General features: G+C 67.2%; 15 protein-coding genes. 6 read left to right on the forward strand and 9 right to left on the reverse strand.

What is annotated here, in order from left to right; translation table 11 throughout:
• Nucleotides 1-122: 122 nt before the first annotated feature.
• A complete protein-coding gene (locus tag AUL28_RS02730) occupies nt 123-1,499 on the forward strand; it encodes a diguanylate cyclase domain-containing protein (RefSeq protein ID WP_062230580.1) in 1,377 nt (458 codons plus the stop codon).
• A 79-nt stretch (nt 1,500-1,578) separates the two neighbouring features.
• Here AUL28_RS02730 and AUL28_RS02735 read toward each other — a convergent pair whose 3' ends face one another.
• A complete protein-coding gene (locus AUL28_RS02735) occupies nt 1,579-2,631 on the reverse strand; it encodes an aldo/keto reductase (RefSeq protein ID WP_062230581.1) in 1,053 nt (350 codons plus the stop codon).
• A 245-nt stretch (nt 2,632-2,876) separates the two neighbouring features.
• Here AUL28_RS02735 and AUL28_RS02740 point away from each other — a divergent pair, with 245 nt between their 5' ends.
• The 3 genes from AUL28_RS02740 to AUL28_RS02750 all read left to right on the forward strand — a co-directional run bounded on the left by AUL28_RS02740 (nt 2,877) and on the right by AUL28_RS02750 (nt 6,391).
• The gene (locus tag AUL28_RS02740) at nt 2,877-3,575 is read left to right on the forward strand and encodes an alpha/beta fold hydrolase (RefSeq protein WP_062230582.1); all 699 of its coding nucleotides are present in this window, start codon (nt 2,877-2,879) and stop codon (nt 3,573-3,575) included.
• Between the two features lie 239 nt (nt 3,576-3,814).
• Nucleotides 3,815-4,327, forward strand: coding sequence for an MmcB family DNA repair protein (locus AUL28_RS02745; RefSeq protein ID WP_058635862.1), 513 nt, complete (start codon nt 3,815-3,817; stop codon nt 4,325-4,327).
• 294 nt (nt 4,328-4,621) lie between these two features.
• On the forward strand, nt 4,622-6,391 hold the full coding sequence (locus AUL28_RS02750) for a putative bifunctional diguanylate cyclase/phosphodiesterase (RefSeq protein WP_062230583.1): 1,770 nt from the start codon (nt 4,622-4,624) through the stop codon (nt 6,389-6,391).
• Nucleotides 6,392-6,454: 63 nt separating this feature from the next.
• On the opposite strand, the gene AUL28_RS02755 is transcribed toward AUL28_RS02750, so the two are convergent.
• From AUL28_RS02755 to hrpB, 3 genes are all read right to left on the reverse strand, one after another.
• Nucleotides 6,455-7,030, reverse strand: coding sequence for an ActR/PrrA/RegA family redox response regulator transcription factor (locus tag AUL28_RS02755; RefSeq protein ID WP_058599182.1), 576 nt, complete (start codon nt 7,028-7,030; stop codon nt 6,455-6,457).
• 48 nt (nt 7,031-7,078) lie between these two features.
• On the reverse strand, nt 7,079-8,485 hold the full coding sequence (locus tag AUL28_RS02760; protein ID WP_082640207.1) for an ActS/PrrB/RegB family redox-sensitive histidine kinase: 1,407 nt from the start codon (nt 8,483-8,485) through the stop codon (nt 7,079-7,081).
• Nucleotides 8,486-8,907: 422 nt separating this feature from the next.
• Nucleotides 8,908-11,370 carry an ATP-dependent helicase HrpB gene (gene hrpB, locus AUL28_RS02765; protein WP_062230621.1) on the reverse strand — a complete coding sequence of 821 codons (2,463 nt, stop codon included), beginning with the start codon at nt 11,368-11,370 and terminating at the stop codon, nt 8,908-8,910.
• Nucleotides 11,371-11,499: 129 nt separating this feature from the next.
• Between hrpB and AUL28_RS02770 the strand changes: the two genes are divergently transcribed.
• Nucleotides 11,500-11,973, forward strand: coding sequence for a GNAT family N-acetyltransferase (locus AUL28_RS02770; RefSeq protein WP_062230584.1), 474 nt, complete (start codon nt 11,500-11,502; stop codon nt 11,971-11,973).
• Here the strand turns inward: AUL28_RS02770 and AUL28_RS02775 are convergent, their stop codons facing one another.
• Together AUL28_RS02775 and AUL28_RS02780 are read right to left on the reverse strand one after the other, a co-directional pair.
• On the reverse strand, nt 11,974-12,663 hold the full coding sequence (locus AUL28_RS02775) for a DUF1345 domain-containing protein (protein WP_202814876.1): 690 nt from the start codon (nt 12,661-12,663) through the stop codon (nt 11,974-11,976).
• Nucleotides 12,660-13,949, reverse strand: a complete 1,290-nt coding sequence (locus AUL28_RS02780) for an ABC transporter substrate-binding protein (protein ID WP_062230585.1) — start codon at nt 13,947-13,949, stop codon at nt 12,660-12,662. The genes AUL28_RS02775 and AUL28_RS02780 overlap by 4 nt, the downstream gene beginning before the upstream one ends.
• Nucleotides 13,950-14,146: 197 nt before the next feature.
• Between AUL28_RS02780 and AUL28_RS02785 the strand changes: the two genes are divergently transcribed.
• Nucleotides 14,147-14,905, forward strand: a complete 759-nt coding sequence (locus AUL28_RS02785) for an SDR family NAD(P)-dependent oxidoreductase (protein ID WP_058601117.1) — start codon at nt 14,147-14,149, stop codon at nt 14,903-14,905.
• 45 nt (nt 14,906-14,950) lie between these two features.
• Here the strand turns inward: AUL28_RS02785 and AUL28_RS02790 are convergent, their stop codons facing one another.
• The 3 genes from AUL28_RS02790 to AUL28_RS02800 form a co-directional block, all read right to left on the reverse strand.
• Entirely contained in the window at nt 14,951-15,556 is a 606-nt protein-coding gene (locus AUL28_RS02790) for an HdeD family acid-resistance protein (RefSeq protein WP_062221806.1), read from the reverse strand.
• A 287-nt stretch (nt 15,557-15,843) separates the two neighbouring features.
• The gene (locus AUL28_RS02795) at nt 15,844-16,422 is read right to left on the reverse strand and encodes an NADPH-dependent FMN reductase (protein WP_058635857.1); all 579 of its coding nucleotides are present in this window, start codon (nt 16,420-16,422) and stop codon (nt 15,844-15,846) included.
• Nucleotides 16,419-17,051 carry a class I SAM-dependent methyltransferase gene (locus tag AUL28_RS02800; RefSeq protein WP_058601126.1) on the reverse strand — a complete coding sequence of 211 codons (633 nt, stop codon included), beginning with the start codon at nt 17,049-17,051 and terminating at the stop codon, nt 16,419-16,421. Before AUL28_RS02800 ends, AUL28_RS02795 begins: the two co-directional genes overlap by 4 nt.
• Nucleotides 17,052-17,069 lie beyond the last annotated feature (18 nt).

The raw sequence follows: 17,069 nt of genomic DNA on the forward strand, positions 1-17,069 counted from the left end.
ACAATCGAAAGGGGCGGGTGGCGACACCCGTCCCTTTTTCGTGCCTTCGTTAAATCGCGGCCTTCCGTGACAGCTGTTCCTTCATCTCGCTCGGGCAGAACGGGTGAGAAACGGTCTTTCCCATGAACAGTCTCGACAGCCATTACCGCCGCTCCCTCCGGCGCTTCATCGTCCCGCTGGGCCTCCTGATCTGCGTTCTCCTATCGGCCCTGCTGGCGGGTATCCTGGTGGTGGCGAACCAGCAGACCCGCTCCGTGGACGAGGCGCAGCGACGGCTGGTGACGGCGGCCCTGCGCATGAACCAAACCGACCTCAAGCGCACCACCATCGATTACGGCACCTGGGAAGACGTCGGCGCGCATGTGATCGACGCCAGGGATCTGGACTGGATGGAGACCAATGTCGGCCTGTCGGTGTTCCGCACTTTCGGCGTCGATGACGTTTTCGTGGTCCAGCCGGATGGCAAGACCCTCTTCGCCTTCAGGGACGGCGCGCGCATCGAAGCCAAGGTCGAGGATGTTCTGACGCAGGGGCTCCAGCCGCTCCTGGCGGATGTGCTCCGCTGGATGCCCGGCAACGCCACCGTGGGCAATCTCCTGGCGGACGGAATTCCGGCGATGGCGGCGGTGACGCCCTTGGCGCTGCGCGATTTTCCCGCCAAGCAGCACCTGCCTGTCCTAATCCTCGTGAAACGGCTCGACGCGGAGATCATCACGGAACTGGAGCAGGCTTCGGCGCTTCAGAGCCTGCAATTGCAGCGCCAGCCGCCCTCCGATATGACCAGCGTGCCGATCGACACGATCGACGGACGGCCGACCGCTTATTTCGTATGGGGCAGCGCCCATGCGGGAGCCGAGCTTCTGTGGGTGGCCCTGCCGATCTGGGCGGCGCTGGTGCTCGCCTGTGCGGCCAGCGGCTATTTCCTCCATCGACGGATCAACGCGGCCGCCCGCCTTCTCAGCGTCGGCGAATGGCAGGTGCGGCACGATCCGCTGACCGGCCTGCCGAACCGCATCCGGCTGTCGGAGCGCCTGGAGGAAACCTGCGGCAACCTCATCGAGTCGCAGCATGGCTTTGCGCTTCTCTATCTCGACCTCGACGGCTTCAAGGCCGTCAACGACAGCCAAGGCCACGATGCGGGAGATCAGGTTCTGCGCGCGGTGGCCGATCGCATTCGAACGCAGCTGGCTCCGTGCGACCTCGCCGCCCGGCTCGGCGGCGACGAGTTCGCCGTTCTGCTTCTCCCAGTGCCGTTTCCCGACGTCGCGCGCTCGCGGGCCGAAGCCTTGATCGAGGCGATCTGCCGGCCGATCCGTCTAGAAAGCGGCGTGGAGGTTCAGGTCGGCACCACGATCGGCGTGACCGTGGCTCCGCAGGACGGATTGACGCCCGATACGCTGCTGCGCCGCGCTGACGATGCGCTCTACGAAGGCAAGCGGCGCGGCAAGACGCGCGTGTGTTTCGCGAACCAGGTTCCTCAGCGCGCCAGCGTGGATTGAAGGCGGGGCCATAGGCCCGACGCCCTTCGACGCAGGCCGGCCCGACCCGCGCGAAAAGCGGGTGGGCCGGTCGGCTCCGTCAGGGCGCGGGGTTACCGACGCGCTGGTGAACCGCATCCACCGCCGCCTGCATCTCGTCCGTCCAGGTGACGTGTTCGGCCGCCAGGCATTCCTCCAGCTGCTCCATCGTCGTCGCGCCGATGATCGTGGCCGTGACGAAGGGCTGAGCGAGAACGAAAGCGTTGGCGAAGGTGGCGGGCTTCAGGCCGAAGCGCTCCGCCAGCGCGACATAGGCGTCCACCGCTTCGGCCGTGCCGGGCTTCTCATAGCGCTGAAGACGATCGAACAGGGCCTTGCGCGAGCCGGCCGGCCGCGCGCCGCCGGCATATTTGCCGGTTAGATAGCCTTGGCCGAGCGGCGAGTAGGCGAGAAGGCCGACATCTTCACGCAGCGCAACCTCGGCCAGCGCCGGCTCGAACACCCGGTTCAGGAGATTATAGGCGTTCTGGATGCTGGCGACGCGCGGTGCGCCCGTCCGCTCGGCATGGGCGAGGTAGCGCATCGTGCCCCAGGCGGATTCGTTGGACAGGCCGAGATGGCGGACCTTGCCCTCCTTTACGAGCTCGCCCAGCGCATCCAGCGTTTCCTCGATGGCGACTTCGCTCGGGTCCTCTTCGGGCGACTTCCAGCGCGTCGGCACCGAGCCGAAGCCCGAGGTCGGCCGGTCCGGCCAATGAACCTGATAGAGATCGATCGCCTCGACGCCCAAGCGCTTCAGTGAGCCCTCCAGGGCTTCGCGAATATTTCGGATATCGAGGCGCGGCTTCGACCCGTCGGCGCGGAACCATGTGGAGTCGGAGCGGCCGACGACCTTGGTCGCAATCACCAGCTGGTCGCGAAGGCCCCGGGTCTTCAGCCAGGAGCCGATATAGCGCTCCGTCGCCCCTTGCGTCTCGGCCTTGGGCGGGATCGGATACAGCTCGGCCGTGTCGAGGAAGTTGATGCCGAACTCATGGGCGCGGTCGAGCTGGGCATGAGCCTCGCTCTCCGTGTTCTGCTCGCCGAAGGTCATGGTTCCAAGACAGATGCGGCTGACCTGGAGACCGGTGCGGCCGAGAGGACGTGTCTGCATGAAAGGTCCGATCGTGAAAGGCGCAAAGGATGGGCGGCGGTCGATCCGGGCCTGCTCGGGCCGGTCCGATCGGAGCGTCGCATCGAGGACGTTCCATGCCGGCTCTTACGCCCGCTTCGCCCGCGCAGCAAATGGGGAGGCGGGCAAACTTCGTTTGTGGAGAAAGACGCGCTTTCTCGTCGGCACCGGGGGATGGCGCCCTATATCAGTCAGCCGTGCCCCGATCCCGACACCGGAGCGACCCGATGCGCCTCGTCTTCATTCCCGCCTTTGCCTGCGACGGCGATCTCTACGAACCGCTCGTGCCGCTGCTGCGGCCGGACTTCGACTGCCGGACCGTGATCCCAGCCGAGCCCGACATGAAGGCTTGTGCCAAGGCGGTGCTGAATGCGGCCGGCGAGGGGCCGTTTCTTGTCGCCGGCACCTCGTTCGGCGGCCATGTCGCGCGCGAGGTGGCGTTGATGGCGCCCGCCCAGGTGCGGGGGCTCGTGGTCATGGGCGCGGGGCCGACGGGGGTGACGGACCCTGCGCCGCTGGAGCGCCGCCGTGCCGCGATCGAGGCCGATGGCGGGGCGGATATGCTGGAAGACATGGCGCGGCGTATCGTGTTCGAGCCCGAAGGGCGCGGTGCGGCGGCGGCCGACACGTTCCGCCTGATGACCGGGCGAGCCGGCGCGAGCCTTCTTCTGGCGCAGAACGAGGCGCTGCTCTCGCGCCCCGATCGCACAGCCGATGTCTCTGGTATCACCTGCCCCGCGCTTCTTCTCTGGGGCGCGGAGGACCAATTTTCGCCGCCTTCCGCCGGAGAGGCCATGGCGAGCGCCATGCCCGACGCGCGCTTCGTGCTTCTGGAGGAATGCGGCCACCTGCCGAGCCTGGAGGCGCCGATGCGCGTCGCCGCCGAAATCCGCCATCGTTTCGTGGACGAAGCGCCGGGCCTCTGAGCGGGTTGTTGGACAAGCGGGCTGCGTCGATCAGGCGAGCTCGGCCCGCGCGCGGAACCATTCGCCGTGTTGACCTTCGAAGGCCTGCTTGGCCTGTGGCGGCAAGGGATAGGCCGCACCTCCCATCTGCCCAAGAGCAATCCGCAGGCGTTGCGAACCTCACGCGACACCCTGTCGCGTTTTGCTTTTGTTCCCGTTTTGGCTTGCCGATCAGCTCGAGCCTAGGTTAACTCCCCGTTATGCCTATCGTTTCGCTGAACCAGCGCGATCCGCTGATCGACGGTCGCCAGTCCGAACGCGCCATGCTGGTGCGTCGGGGTGTGCAGCGCCTGATGATCCAGATGCGCGTGTCCGTCCTGCCCGAAATTCCGCTCGTGACCGGGCGGCGCGCCGATCTGCTCGGCTTGTCGGAAAAGGGCGAGTTCACGATCGTGGAAATCAAATCCTCGATCGAGGATTTCCGCGTCGATCGCAAATGGCCGGATTATCGGCTGCATTGCGACCGGCTGTATTTCGCGACCCATCCCGGCGTTCCCGCCGACATCTTTCCCGAATGCTGCGGCCTCATCCTGTCGGATGGTTACGGGGCGGAAATCCTGCGCGAGGCGCCGGAGGAGCGCATGTCGCCCGCCACGCGAAAGGCCCTGACGCTGCGCTTCGCGCGCATCGCCTCCGATCGTCTCCTGCGCGCGGAATGGAGCGCCAACCCGTTCCTGACGGAGGGCGGTCTGGCGCTGGACGAGGATGGTTGAGCGCGTTCCGAAATCTCAGGCATCTCGTTCCAGCCCGGTCGCCTGAGCCGTCTGTCATCCCTCGCGCGCTCTTTGCGCAATAGGCCATAAGCTGATGCCAAATGGATCGGCCCAAGTCTGACATAAGGCCGAGGCCCTTGCCAAAGTTTCCTCGATACGCAGGGTCGAGCAAACCGCTTTGTCAATAAATTTCCGATACAACCTCAAGGAGCGCCTGCGGGGAACTCTTGAGGAAGCGATTTGGTTGTGATCAGGTTGCTCGAATTGCAAACGGAAATGCTCCGTGAAATTGCGATGGGACGTGACCTCTCGTCCTTTGCGGACTTGCTGTGCCGCAGTGCGGAGCAACTGGCCACGGATGTCATCTGCTCGATCATGACCCTCGACGGGGATGGGCGTCTGCATCTGCTGGCGGGGCCGAGTCTGCCGGATTCCTATCGCACGTTGCTTCATGGTATCCCCTGCGGACCGAGGGCCGGCTCCTGCGGCACGGCAGCCTTTCATGGTCGAGAGGTCGTCGTCACCGACATCGAGAGCGATCCTCTTTGGGAGGTGGCGCGCGGTTTGGCCTTGCCGTTTGGTCTGCGGGCCTGCTGGTCGAGCCCGATCACCGGCGATAATGGCCGCGTGCTTGCAACCTTCGCTTTCTATTATCGAACGAGCCATCGCGGTCCCGGCGAGATGGAGCGGCGCATCGTCGAGACCTGCGTCGATCTTTGCGCCATTGCGATCCGGCATCACGACGCGCAGACTCGCGTCGAGCGCCTCGCATTCATCGATGCCTTGACCGGCCTTCCGAACCGCGCGGCCTTCGAGGAGTTTGCCGAACGGGCTTTGATGAGCGAAGCGCATCCGGTCGCGATTCATTACATCGATGTCGATGAGTTCAAGCTGATCAACGACACGCTCGGCCATCGCGCGGGCGACCTTCTCCTCAACGAAATCGGCCGTCGATTGAAGGTGGTCGTCAGCGACGATGTCTTTCTGGCGAGGCTCGGCGGCGACGAATTCGTCCTATACCTTCGCGGTAACGATCCCGCGACGCAGGCCAGACTCGCGCGCACGGTTCTGGAGGCTCTCATCCCGCCGGTCGAGATCATGGAGCATTCGTTCGTGGTCACGGCCAGCATCGGCATCGCCTTGGGGCGCAGCCAGGATGGCTATCTGGAGGAGTTGTCTCGAAACGCCGATATCGCTCTTTACAGGGCCAAGGCGGAAGGGCGGAACACCTATCGCCTCTTCTCGGACGACATGGCTGGGGAGACGCAGGAGCGCCAGAAGCTGAAAGCTGATCTGCGCTGGGCGATCGACCATGACGAGCTTCATCTCGTGTATCAGCCGATCATAGACATGCAGACCCGTTCGCTGTCGTCCTTCGAAGCGCTGCTGCGCTGGACACATCCCGAAAGGGGGCCGATCGGTCCCGATCGCTTCATTCCATTGGCTGAAGAAAGCGGATTGATCGGCAAGATCGGTCTATGGGTTCTTCGCCGTGCGGCGCGGGACGCCTTGGCCTGGCCAGCCGAGATCGCGCTGGCCGTCAACATCTCGCCCTTGCAGTTGAAGCAGCCGGGCTTCGTGCTGGAGGTCACCCGAGCGTTGCGGGACAGTGGATTGCCGCCGACGCGCCTCGTTCTGGAGATGACGGAAACCGCGCTGTTCGACAATGACGCGTTGACGCGCCAAGCGCTGACGGAACTCAAGGCGCTCGGAGCCACCATCGCGCTGGATGATTTTGGAACCGGCTACTCGTCCCTGAGCCTGATCCGCGACCGTCGCTTCCGGCAACTCAAGATCGACAAAAGCTTCGTGGACGGCATCGGCTCATGCCGCGACAGCGAGGCGATCGTGAGGGGAACCATCAATATCGCCCGACAGATGGGGTTTCGCATCGTGGCGGAGGGAATCGAATACGCGTCTCAGCTGGCTTGGCTGGAAGCGAATGGCTGCGACGAGGCGCAGGGATACCTCATCAGCCGCCCGATGCCGGAAAAGGACATCGCGGGCTTCATCCTGGCCCAGACCCACCTATCGACACGCCTGAACGCGGCTGGCCGAACATGACCGCACGGGGGCAATGAGAGGCTTCCCGCAGGATCGAATTCAGCGAGCCCGAAGCGGATCGATCTAGCGGGGCGCGCGCTTGGCGAGAATGCGCTGGAGCGTGCGACGGTGCATGGACAGGCGGCGCGCCGTTTCCGATACGTTGCGATCGCACATCTCGTAAACACGCTGGATATGTTCCCAGCGAATGCGATCGGCCGACATCGGGTTCTCGGGCGGCTCGGCCTTGATGGTGGGATCGCGCATCAAGGCGGCGATCACCTCGTCGGCATCCGCCGGCTTGGCGAGATAATCGATCGCGCCGAGCTTCACCGCGTTTACGGCCGTCGCGATATTGCCGTAGCCCGTGAGAACCACGACACGCGCATCTGGCCTTGCCTGACGCAGCGCCTCGATCACATCGAGCCCGTTGCCCGTCCCGAGCCGCATATCCACGACGGCATAGGCGGGCGGTGCGGCGCGGATGGCACCCGTTCCATCCGATACGCTTTCGGCGGTACGAACGTCGAAGCCGCGCTGTTCGAAAGCGCGCGCCAGGCGCGTGACGAACGGCTTGTCGTCGTCCACCAGAAGAATGGAGTTGTCACCCTCGACACGGATCTCGGCGAGGGATGAAGAATCGTTCTCGTGCGTCAGCATGGCCCATATCCCTTGTGCATCAAGATATGGGGCACCAGGGGACTGAAATCAAAGCCGGGAAACGTCAAACTCGCTGAAACTATCGGCTGCATAATGTGTGGACGGCGAAGCACTTTGGGAGGCCAGTCTTGTGTCGAGCGTCGAGCGGGCCCAGACGATCTGCACACTGGCGCCCTGCGGGTCGCCTTCCGGGCGGTTGCCGAATGTGATCTGCGCCCCCGAGCGCTCCAGCAGCGTCTTGGCGATGAAGACGCCGAGGCCGAGATTGCCGCCGAACTGGCGCGGCTCGCTTTCACGCGGCGAGACATAGGGATCGCCGATCCGCGACAGGACATCGGACGAAAATCCCGTGCCGTCGTCGATCACACGGATCGCCACATGATCGGCCGTCCAGGAGACATCCACCACGACTTCGCCCGTGGCGAAGTCCACGGCGTTTTCCACGATATTGCCGAGCCCGTAGAGAATGCCGGGATTGCGCCGAAGCACCGGCTCCGCACCCGTTCGGCGCCCAGCCGACACGCGAATGGCAATGTCGAAATCGCGATGGGGCGCGATCACTTCCTCGATCAGGGAGAGAAGCGGCAAATGTGCCATATGCTCCTCCGAGGAGGAGGATAGGCTGGACAATTGGCGCAGGATCGCCCGGCATCGCTCGGTCTGGGTGATCAGGAGATCGATGTCCTCGCGCATCGGATGGTCGGGCGGGGTGAAGCGGCCCATTTCCTTGGCCACCAGCGCGACGGTGGCGAGCGGCGTGCCGAGTTCGTGCGCGGCCGCGGCCGCCAGGCCATCCAGCGCCGACAAGTGGTTCTCACGCTGGAGCACCATTTCCGTCGCGGTCAGCGCGTCCGACAGGGTGCGGGCCTCGGCGGCGACGCGGTAGATATAGAAGGTGGCGAAGACCAGCGTCGTCACCAGCGCGAACCACATGCCGCCGAGATAGGGAAAGGGAAGGTTGAAGGGCAGGTCCGACGGCCAGGGCACGGGGTAGTGAAAGAAGGCCAAAAAGGTCGCCGCCGCTACCGCCAGAATGCCGAGGCCGATCGTGACGGCGGCCGGCTGCGTGGCCGCCGCGATCATGGCGGGCACGATCAGGAAGATCGAGAACGGGTTCTGAATGCCGCCCGTGAGAAACAGAAGGCCGGTCGGTTGCAGGATGTCGAAGGTCAGGATCGCCGTGACCTGACGCGGCGACAGGCGCTGCGTGCGCGTATAGCTCAGCCCGATCGCGATATTGAGAAGCGCCGACAGCGCGATCAGGCTGAGACAGGCGATAACGGGATAGGGATACCACAGGCCCCAGGCGACGAAGATACAGGCCGCCATCTGCCCGCCGACCGACAGCCAGCGCAGCCGCGTCAACGTCGCCACTCGCATCCGCTGGCTTTCGCGCAGGCGGCGCGGCGGCCAGGTCGGGGCGTCGAAGTCGGACGGACCGGGCAGTTTCATCATCGCGGCGCAGCTTTCCCTTGATCCGTCAAGAGATAGAACATCCGGTGTCGTCCGACAGGGTGGCCGATGGACGCGCGGCGCGGCGGTCGCGCAGCAGGCTGACCAGCGCCTTGCAAAACCTTTACGGGTGCGGCCGGGCGGATCTGTTCATCCCTCGGAGCGAGCCCGGCGTCTGACCCGTCCTTCGCAGTGTCGAAGGTTTGGCCCTGCGCCCTCCCATCCGTGCGCCTCGCTCCGTGCGGGCCGACGAAACATCCCTCGGCCCGCCTTCAGCCGAAGATTCTGAGAGGGATTTTCAGAGCCGGGCACGTCACCCTACGGCGGAGGACCGACGAGGGGGGGGCGTTGCCGGCGGGCATCGGCGGCGATGTCCATGGACGCAAAGAGCCGATGGGCCGATCCGAAGGGTCCGGTTCCCGGTTTCAGGTGCGCGGCTTGGCGCGGTTCGTGGGCGCGGCGGACGCCGGGTCTTCGGGCCAGGGATGACGGGGATAGCGCCCGCGCAGGTCGGCGCGCACATCGGCCCAGGAGCCCGCCCAGAAGCCCGGCAGGTCGCGCGTGATCTGGATGGGGCGATGGGCGGGCGACAGAAGCTCCAGCGTCAGCGGCCAGCGCCCGCCGGCCACGCGCGGATGCGCCTTGAGGCCGAAGAGTTCCTGCACGCGGATCGCCAGCACTGGCCCGTCCGCCTCGTAGCGGATCGGATGGTGCGAGCCGGTGGGGGCGGCGAAATGGGTCGGGGCCAGCGTGTCGAGGCGGCGCGCTTCGCCGGGCGGCAGGCGCGAGAGAAGCGCTTCATGCAGGCTTCCCGCCTCGATGGCGCCGAGCGAGGACACGCCGGGCAGATACGGGCCGAGCCAATCCGCCAATGTGTCCAGAAGCGTTTCGTCGTCGAAGCGCGGCCAGCTTTCATCGGCCTGTGCCACGAAACGCAGGCGTTGCAGCAACCGCTCGCCGTCCTTGCCCAGAGGCAGCGCGCCCATGCCGAGGCGGCGGATGCCCCCCATCAACGCCTCCGTCACCCGCCCATCCGAGGGAAGCGGCAGGGTCGCCTCGCTCAAGGTGGCGCGGCCGAGCCGGCGCAGGCGGCGCGCCCGCACGCTGCGGCTGCCGGGGTCGAAGGCGACCACCTCCTCCTCGCGGATGCGCGCGGCCATGACGGCCTCCAACGCCTCGCGCGATAGCGGGGCGGCGGCGCGAATGCGCCCGACGCGCGCTTGTGCATGGGGCTGAGCCAGCCCGCCGAGATCGGCCACGACCAAGGCCGGCTCGCGTGCCAGCGCATGGGTTTCCTCCAGTGCCCCGCCGCGCCCGTTCGACAGGACGAAACTGCCCCGCGCCCCGCGCGCGATGGCGATCCGATCGGGATAGGCGAGGGCGAGCAGCGCGCCGGGCTCGTCGCTGTCCAATTCGCCCGGCCCGTCCGCCTGGCGCATGATGCGCGCAGCGAGATCGCTGGCGGCCTTGGCGCGGGGGCTGCGATCGGCGCCCCAGCGGCGCAGACGCTCCGACAGGTCGATCTCGTTACCGCCGAGTCCGTGCTCGCCGAGCAGCACGGCGAGGCGGGCGGCCAGACGCCGGCTTTCGCCCTGCGCCGCGCCCGTCACCATGCGCGCGAGACGCGGCCCGAGCGGCAGGGCGCGCATCCGCTCGCCGGCCTCCGTCAACCGCCCGCTCTCGTCCAGCGCGCCAAGCTCCTCCAGGAGAAGCCGCGCTTCGGCGACGGCCGGCGCGGGCGGCTTGTCCAGAAAGGGCAGGCTCGCCGGATCGGCCGCGCCCCAGCTGATGCAGTCGAGAAGCAGGCTGGAAAGGTCGGTCGAAAGGATTTCTGGGCGGTCGAAGGGCTCCAGCGCCGCCGTCTGCTCGGCGCGCCACAGCCGAATGGCGGTGCCCGGTGCGGTTCGCCCCGCGCGGCCAGCCCGCTGCTCGGCCGAGGCACGCGACACACGCACCGTTTCCAGCCGCGACAGGCCGGTGGCCGGCTCGAAAACCGGCTGGCGCTTCAACCCGCTGTCGATCACCGTGGTCACGCCGTCGATGGTGATGGACGTCTCGGCGATCGTCGTGGCGAGCACGACCTTGCGCCGCCCGGCCGGAGCGGGGCGGATGGCGACATCCTGCGCCGCGCCTTCCATCGCGCCGAAGAGCGGGGCGAGGATCACATCCTCCGGCACGCGCCCCTCCAGCCGCTCCAACGTGCGCTCGATCTCGCGCTGGCCAGGCAGGAAGACGAGAATGGAGCCCGAGCCGCCCTTCAGTTCCTCCAGCACCGCGCGCGCGCTGGCGTCTTCCACCGGCTCGTCCGGCGCGCGGTCGCGGTGCCGAATCTCGACCGGAAAGGCGCGGCCTTCGGACTGGACGACCGGGGCATCCGACAGGAGCGAGGCGACGCGCGCGCCATCGAGCGTCGCGGACATGACGAGAAGCTTCAGGTCTGGCCGCAGCGCCCCTTGCACATCGAGGGCCAGCGCCAGACCGAAATCGCCGTCCAGCGAGCGCTCGTGAAACTCGTCGAACAGGATCGCCGCCGTCCCGTTGAGTTCGGGGTCGGAGATGAGAAGGCGCGTCAGCACGCCCTCGGTCACGACCTCGATCCGCGTGCGGGCCGAAACGCGCGTGTCGAGCCGCATCCGCCAGCCGACGAGCCCGCCGACCTCCTCGCCCGCCAGCGAGGCCATGCGGCTGGCCGCCGCGCGCGCGGCGATGCGCCGGGGCTCGACCAGAAGGATGCGGCCCTCGGGCAGGTCGTTCAGGAGATGCAGCGGCACCAGCGTCGTCTTGCCCGCGCCGGGCGGGGCGACGAGCACGGCCGAACCATGGGCGGCGAGCGCGCGCGAGACATCGGGCAGGACGGCGGAAACGGGAAGCGTGGGCAGCGCGATCATGCCGGGCGTTTTGGCGGGCGGCAGCGCGCAAGTCCAGCGGCGCGCGGGCCTTCGCGCCGTTTGTGCGACGAAAGCGTTCCGCCTGTCCGCGATCTTGCCAGACCCGTCGAAAATGGCCATGCGGGGCGCATGAGTGAGCACCCCGATCGCGCCATCCCGTCCCCGCGCCCCTATGAGCCCCAAGACCGCGACGCCTGCCTCGCCCTGTTCGACGGCAATGTGCCGCGCTTCTTCGCCCTGTCCGAGCGCGCCGACTTCGCGCGCTTTCTGGAGCGGCAGCGCTCCGATGGCACCTATCTCATTCTGGAGCGCGAAGGCCGCGTCGTCGCCTGCGGCGGGCTCGGCGTCTCGGCCGATGGCGCAATGGGCGAACTGTGTTGGGGCATGGTCGATCGCACGTGCCACGGGCAAGGGCTCGGGCGCGCGCTGACCGAGGCGCGTCTGCGCGTGGCTGCGACGAAGCCCGGTCTTCGCCGGATCAGGCTCGACACGAGCCAGCATACACAGGGCTTCTATGCCCGCTTCGGCTTCCGCACCCTGTCCGTGACCCCGGACGGCTACGGGCCGGGACTGGATCGCTGGGACATGGTTCTGGATCTCTGATCAGATCACGCTCGCGCCCACATTCACCGCCAGCGCCAAGATCGTCGTGTTGAACAGGAAGGCGAGGATCGTGTGGGCCAGCACGAGCTGGCGCATTCCGCGCGAGGTGACGGCGACGTCCGAGGTCTGCGCCGCTGCGCCCATGGTGAAGCTGAAATACAGAAAGTCGAGATAGTCCGGCATCGTATCGCCACCCGGAAAGGCGAGGCCGCCTTCGGCCTTGGGGTCGCCGTAGAATTCCCCGGCATAGTGCAGCGCCATGACGACCTGCGTGATCACCCAGGACAAGAGCACGGTGACGCCCGCAAGCGCCAGGCGGCCGGGGCTATGAGTCGCGTTGTTGCCGAGTCCGTGCAGCTCGGCCGCAATGGCCCCGAAGCTTGCGAAGATGCAGAGGCTGGTGACGATCAGAACGGCGAGCCGCCCTTCGTCCTGCCGCCGGGCGCGGGCGCGCAGCAGGCCGAGATCGGCGCGCATCATCATGCGCCCGACCGAGAGGAGATAAGAGAGCACCCCGACATCCCAGGCGATCAAAGCGCGGGTCGAGCCGCGCATGGAATGGGGCAGGAGCGCAAAGCTCGCAGCCATCAAAGCGATCGACACGAGAAGGCGCGGCCGGTTCTTCAGGATCAGCCCAAAGCGGCGCCAGTTGCGGGCGCGCCGGGTCGGCGAAAGCGGTGTCTGGCTCAAGGCTTCGACCTCCGCGCCCATTCCTCGGCCAATTTGTCGCCCCAGCCGGGAGGCGGCTCGGCGATGGTGAAACCCAGCGCTCGCGCCGACGGGATGGCGGGGTCCCGCGCTTCCGCGCGCATCCGATCCGCCAGCGGGGCGGGGAGGGTCTTGGCGGCCAGCGCGCTCGGGTCCGCCCAGCCGGCGAGATCGGCCTTGCGAAGCTGGGCCTCGGGCGACAGGAAGAAGTTGGCCGCGACCAGTGCCCCGGCGGGCTGGGCGGCGGCTTGCGGAATGGCGAGGAAATGCGTGCCGCCGATCGTGCCGCCGTCGAACAGGAAGGGGCGGGCGGTGGTCGGCAGATGGCCCTGGCGGATCGCGCTGGCTGCGCCCATCGGGTTCAGGCCGGCCACGATGTCCACCTCGCCCTTGGCCAGAAGGTCGAGCGCTTCGCCGTCGCTCCAAGGGAAGGAGCGGCCCTCGTGCCAGCTGGCCGCGCGCAGCCGATCCAGAGCGCGCCAGAGCGGCGCGCTGACGCTGGAAAAGTCGCTCTCCTCCACCGGGCGCAGGAGCACGGAGGGCTCGTCCGCCAGATCGAACAGCATCTGTTCCAGAAAACGCCGCTCCGTCAGGCTGCCGGGCGCGGGTAGGGCGACCCGGCCCTTGTGCGCTTCGGCATAGGCGACCAGCGCCTCGGCCGAGCGGGGCAAGCCCTCCACCGGGCCGGTGCGCGCGGTGTCGGTGAAGAAGGTCAGCTTTTGCAGGCCCCAGGGCGCGAGACGAAAATCGCTCGGCTCGCCCGCATCCGACAGGACGCTCGGATGCTGTTCGAGATCGACGAAGCGCCAGTTGGGCAGGCGGTCGGCAAAGGGGGCGGAGAGAAGGCCGGCCTTCATCATCGCGGGAAAGCCGTCGCCCTCGATCCAGACGAGATCGGGCACGGTTCCGCCCGATGTCGGCGATAGAGCGGACGCAGCACTCGCCTCGGCGGAAACCTCCAGCGTCACGCCGTAAAGATGGCTGAGTTCCCCCGACGCCCATTGGAGATAGGCAAGCGCGGCGGGCGGCGCATTGGGCACGGCGATCCGCACGCTGGTCCCCCGCGCCGCGCTCTCGACCCCGCTCCAGTTGGCAAGGTCGGGCAGCGGCGCGGCGCCGGCCGGCGCAGCCAAAAGGGCGAGCACGCTGACGAGAGCGACGCGGGCGGAGCGGCCCAGGCCCCAGCGCGATCCCCTCGAGCGGGCGGCGCGCCCGCTCGCTTCGACCCCACATTCCCCTTGCGCCTCGCGCTTCAAGCCTCGTGTCATGTGGCGGCGACCTTTCCTTGCAACGCGCACGCGGCCTCGTCCCGGTGCGGCGGGACGGGAGGCCGGGGCGAGGCGGAAGGAAGTCTTTTCCCTTCCGCGCACCCTTGCGCTAAAGGAGGGGCAGGTCCGCGTGAAATCAACCGGCCGAACGCCCGCGCGAGGCGCGTGGGCGCTCTTCTTATCCATGAGGTTCCGCCGTGTCCGAAGCCCAGCCGCGCGATTCCCGCAAGACGATCGTCCTCACCGGCGCTTCGCGCGGCATCGGCCATGCCACGGTCAAGCGCTTCTCGCGCGAGGGCTGGCGCGTCATCACCTGCTCGCGGCAGGATTTCGCGGTGGATTGCCCCTGGCCGGCGGGCGCGGAGGACCACATCAAGGTCGATCTCGCAAACCCCGAAGATGTCGGCTTCGCGGTTTCGGAAATCCGCCAGCGGCTCCAGAAGAATGGCGGCCAGCTGAACGCGCTGGTCAACAATGCCGCGATTTCGCCGAAAGCCGAGAAGGGCGCGCGCATGGACTCGATCCGCACGCCGATGAATGTCTGGCGCGACGTGTTCCAGGTGAACTTCTTCGCGCCCATCATGCTGGCGCGCGGGCTCCACGCGGAACTCGCCGCCGCCAAGGGCTCGATCGTCAACGTGACCTCGATCGTCGGCAGCCGGGTGCATCCCTTCGCGGGCACGGCCTATGCCACGTCCAAGGCCGCGCTCGCCTCGCTGACGCGCGAGATGGCCGCCGATTTCGGGCCGGACGGGGTGCGCGTCAACGCCATCGCGCCGGGCGAGATCGACACGGCGATCCTCTCGCCGGGCACCGAGAAGATCGTGGAGCAGATCCCGATGCGCCGGCTCGGCAAGACCGCCGAAGTCGCCGACATCATCTATTTCCTCTGCTCGGAACAGGCGTCCTATGTGAACGGTGCGGAAATCCACATCAATGGCGGTCAGCACGTCTGATCGACAGCGGCCGGGACGAGCGAGCGCCCCGGCTTGCGCGTCGGTTCAGCGCCGGCCCGAGCCGCCCTTCGGCCCGGTGCGCGCGTCGAGCGCGGCCAGAAGCAGGCTGATGCCGGAGATCAACAGCGAGATGCCGAGAAAGCTGCCGACGGCCCAGACCGCCGTGCCCGGCAGGCCGATCACGAGGAACAGCGCCAGCGCGACATTGACCAGGGCCGACACGACCAGAAGCACGAAGCGCCCGGTCGATTGGCGAAAGGCGAGGGCCAGCGGAAAGGTCGCGAGCCCCACCAGCAGGAAATAGACGGCAAGCGCCGTGGTCAGAGTCACCGCTCCGGCGAACGGGTCGAACAGGATGATCGCGCCGAGCAGCAGCGTCAGCAGCGTGAAGGCGAGATTGCTCCAGAACCCTTCCGCGCCGCGCATTCGGAAACAGGCGATCAGCCCGGCGAAGGCCAGGAGGATCAGAAGCCAGCCGAAGAAGAGCGTGGAGACGATGGTGGCGACGAAGGGCAGAAGCAGCGCCGCAACGCCCGCGAAAGCCATCAGCAACCCCTGAAGGCTGAAGGCGCGCCAATGGGCATGGAGATAGCGCCGCATGTCCCGTCGCACCGTCGCTGGGTCCATGGGCGGATCGGGATCGAAACTCACATGCAACTCCTCTGGCCGATAGGCCATTTGGCCGGCAGGACGCCTTCGCTGGGGAACATGCCCAAAGATCGCGGGAAAGCAAGTTCGGTCCATGCAGCCTGCGCGCTCATCGCGAGTTGGACGGCGCGCTCTGGCGGATCGCTCTGGATTCCCAATGTCCGCCGGGCGTCAATCGCGTTCCCTGGCAGGTGTTCGAAGGCCGGGAAAACCACGAGGGGAGCCGGTGCAACGAAACGGGGCGGTTCAAACCAGCCGTCGTGTCGGCCTCCGGTCTATCCCACAAGCTTTCAGGCTTGACGCCCCAATGCGCCCACATGATCTAGCGCGCCGTCCAAAAAGTCGCCGAGCCGCTCGGCATCGCCGGGCCGCGTCAGCTGGCCGCTAGCGTCGATGGCCGTGCCCGCCTCGCCCAAGCGAAACTCGCGCGTCATCACCTCCGCGCCGAGATAGGCCAGAACGGTTCGCAATTGTCCAAGGGTTTCGCGGCCGCCCGTCGCGTCCGGTGCGGCGGCGGCCAGCGCCACCACCAGTCGGCGGAACGGATCGAGCGGGCGGTTTTCGCGCGCCGCCGCATGGGCGATCCAGTCGATCGCGTTCTTCAAAAGGGCCGGCATTCCGCCATGGTGCTCGCCGCTGACGATCAGGACCCCGTCCTGCAGGGCGATGCGCTGCGCCAGCAGCCAAGCATTCTGCGGCAAGGCCTCGTCCTTCCCGCCCTCGAAGAGCGGAAGCGGATAATCGGCGAGGCTTGCTGCCGTCAGCAGCGTGTTCGAAGCCGCCAGAAGCCGTGTCGCCTCGGCCGCGAGGCGCGATTCGGGCGCGTCGGGCCGGGGCGAGCCGGAAAGAACGAGAAGGCGTGGGATCAATGCACCGCGCCCGCCGCCGCGAAGGGCGCGGCCTGCGAATAGATCCAGACGCGCGCCGGGGGGATGTTGTCCCAGACGATCGGCGTCGAGGACACATCGAACACGCCGGCCACCGATTTGACCGGCGGCTTCCAGAGATAGGACAGTTGGGTCAGGTTGCCGCCCGGCATGAGACGGCGGAAATAGCGCGAGAACAGCGCCTGACGCTCCGCCTGCTCCATGTGGACGATCGGGATGGCGAAAAGGATGGCGGCGAACTTCGTCTCGCCATCGTCGCCGAGCGTGGCGTCGAGATCGAACCCGTCGCCGTGGATCACGTTCACGCGCGGAAAGCGCTCGCGCAGGGTCGAGGCGAATTCGCGGTCATATTCGATCGAGGTGATGCGCTCGGGCGCGACGCCGGCATTCAGAAGCGCGCGGGTGACGACGCCGAGACCCGGCCCGAGTTCGAGGATCGGCCCGTTCAGCTCCGTCGTCGCCGCGCCCACCATGGTCGCGCAATAGCGGGCAGATGAAGGGGCGACGGCGCCCATCTTGATCGGATGGCGAATCCAGGTTCCGAAAAAACGGGCGAGATCGGCGTTCCGCTCGTCCTTGTTCGTCGTCGCGGCGTCCGTACGGCGTTCCATCACCATTCCTCCCGGTTC

Origin of the sequence: Aureimonas sp. N4 (genome assembly GCF_001463925.1) — a bacterium.
Classification (GTDB): Bacteria; Pseudomonadota; Alphaproteobacteria; order Rhizobiales; family Rhizobiaceae; genus Aureimonas; species Aureimonas ureilytica_A.

Excerpts from the sequence above, each read along its gene's own strand:
- AUL28_RS02730 (WP_062230580.1), top strand. The coding sequence starts at position 123 with ATGAACAGTCTCGACAGCCATTACCGCCGCTCCCTCCGGCGCTTCATC.
- AUL28_RS02735 (WP_062230581.1), bottom strand. The coding sequence starts at position 2,631 with ATGCAGACACGTCCTCTCGGCCGCACCGGTCTCCAGGTCAGCCGCATC.
- AUL28_RS02740 (WP_062230582.1), top strand. The coding sequence starts at position 2,877 with ATGCGCCTCGTCTTCATTCCCGCCTTTGCCTGCGACGGCGATCTCTAC.
- AUL28_RS02745 (WP_058635862.1), top strand. The coding sequence starts at position 3,815 with ATGCCTATCGTTTCGCTGAACCAGCGCGATCCGCTGATCGACGGTCGC.
- AUL28_RS02750 (WP_062230583.1), top strand. The coding sequence starts at position 4,622 with ATGGGACGTGACCTCTCGTCCTTTGCGGACTTGCTGTGCCGCAGTGCG.
- AUL28_RS02755 (WP_058599182.1), bottom strand. The coding sequence starts at position 7,030 with ATGCTGACGCACGAGAACGATTCTTCATCCCTCGCCGAGATCCGTGTC.
- AUL28_RS02760 (WP_082640207.1), bottom strand. The coding sequence starts at position 8,485 with ATGATGAAACTGCCCGGTCCGTCCGACTTCGACGCCCCGACCTGGCCG.
- hrpB (WP_062230621.1), bottom strand. The coding sequence starts at position 11,370 with ATGATCGCGCTGCCCACGCTTCCCGTTTCCGCCGTCCTGCCCGATGTC.
- AUL28_RS02770 (WP_062230584.1), top strand. The coding sequence starts at position 11,500 with ATGAGTGAGCACCCCGATCGCGCCATCCCGTCCCCGCGCCCCTATGAG.
- AUL28_RS02780 (WP_062230585.1), bottom strand. The coding sequence starts at position 13,949 with ATGACACGAGGCTTGAAGCGCGAGGCGCAAGGGGAATGTGGGGTCGAA.
- AUL28_RS02800 (WP_058601126.1), bottom strand. The coding sequence starts at position 17,051 with ATGGAACGCCGTACGGACGCCGCGACGACGAACAAGGACGAGCGGAAC.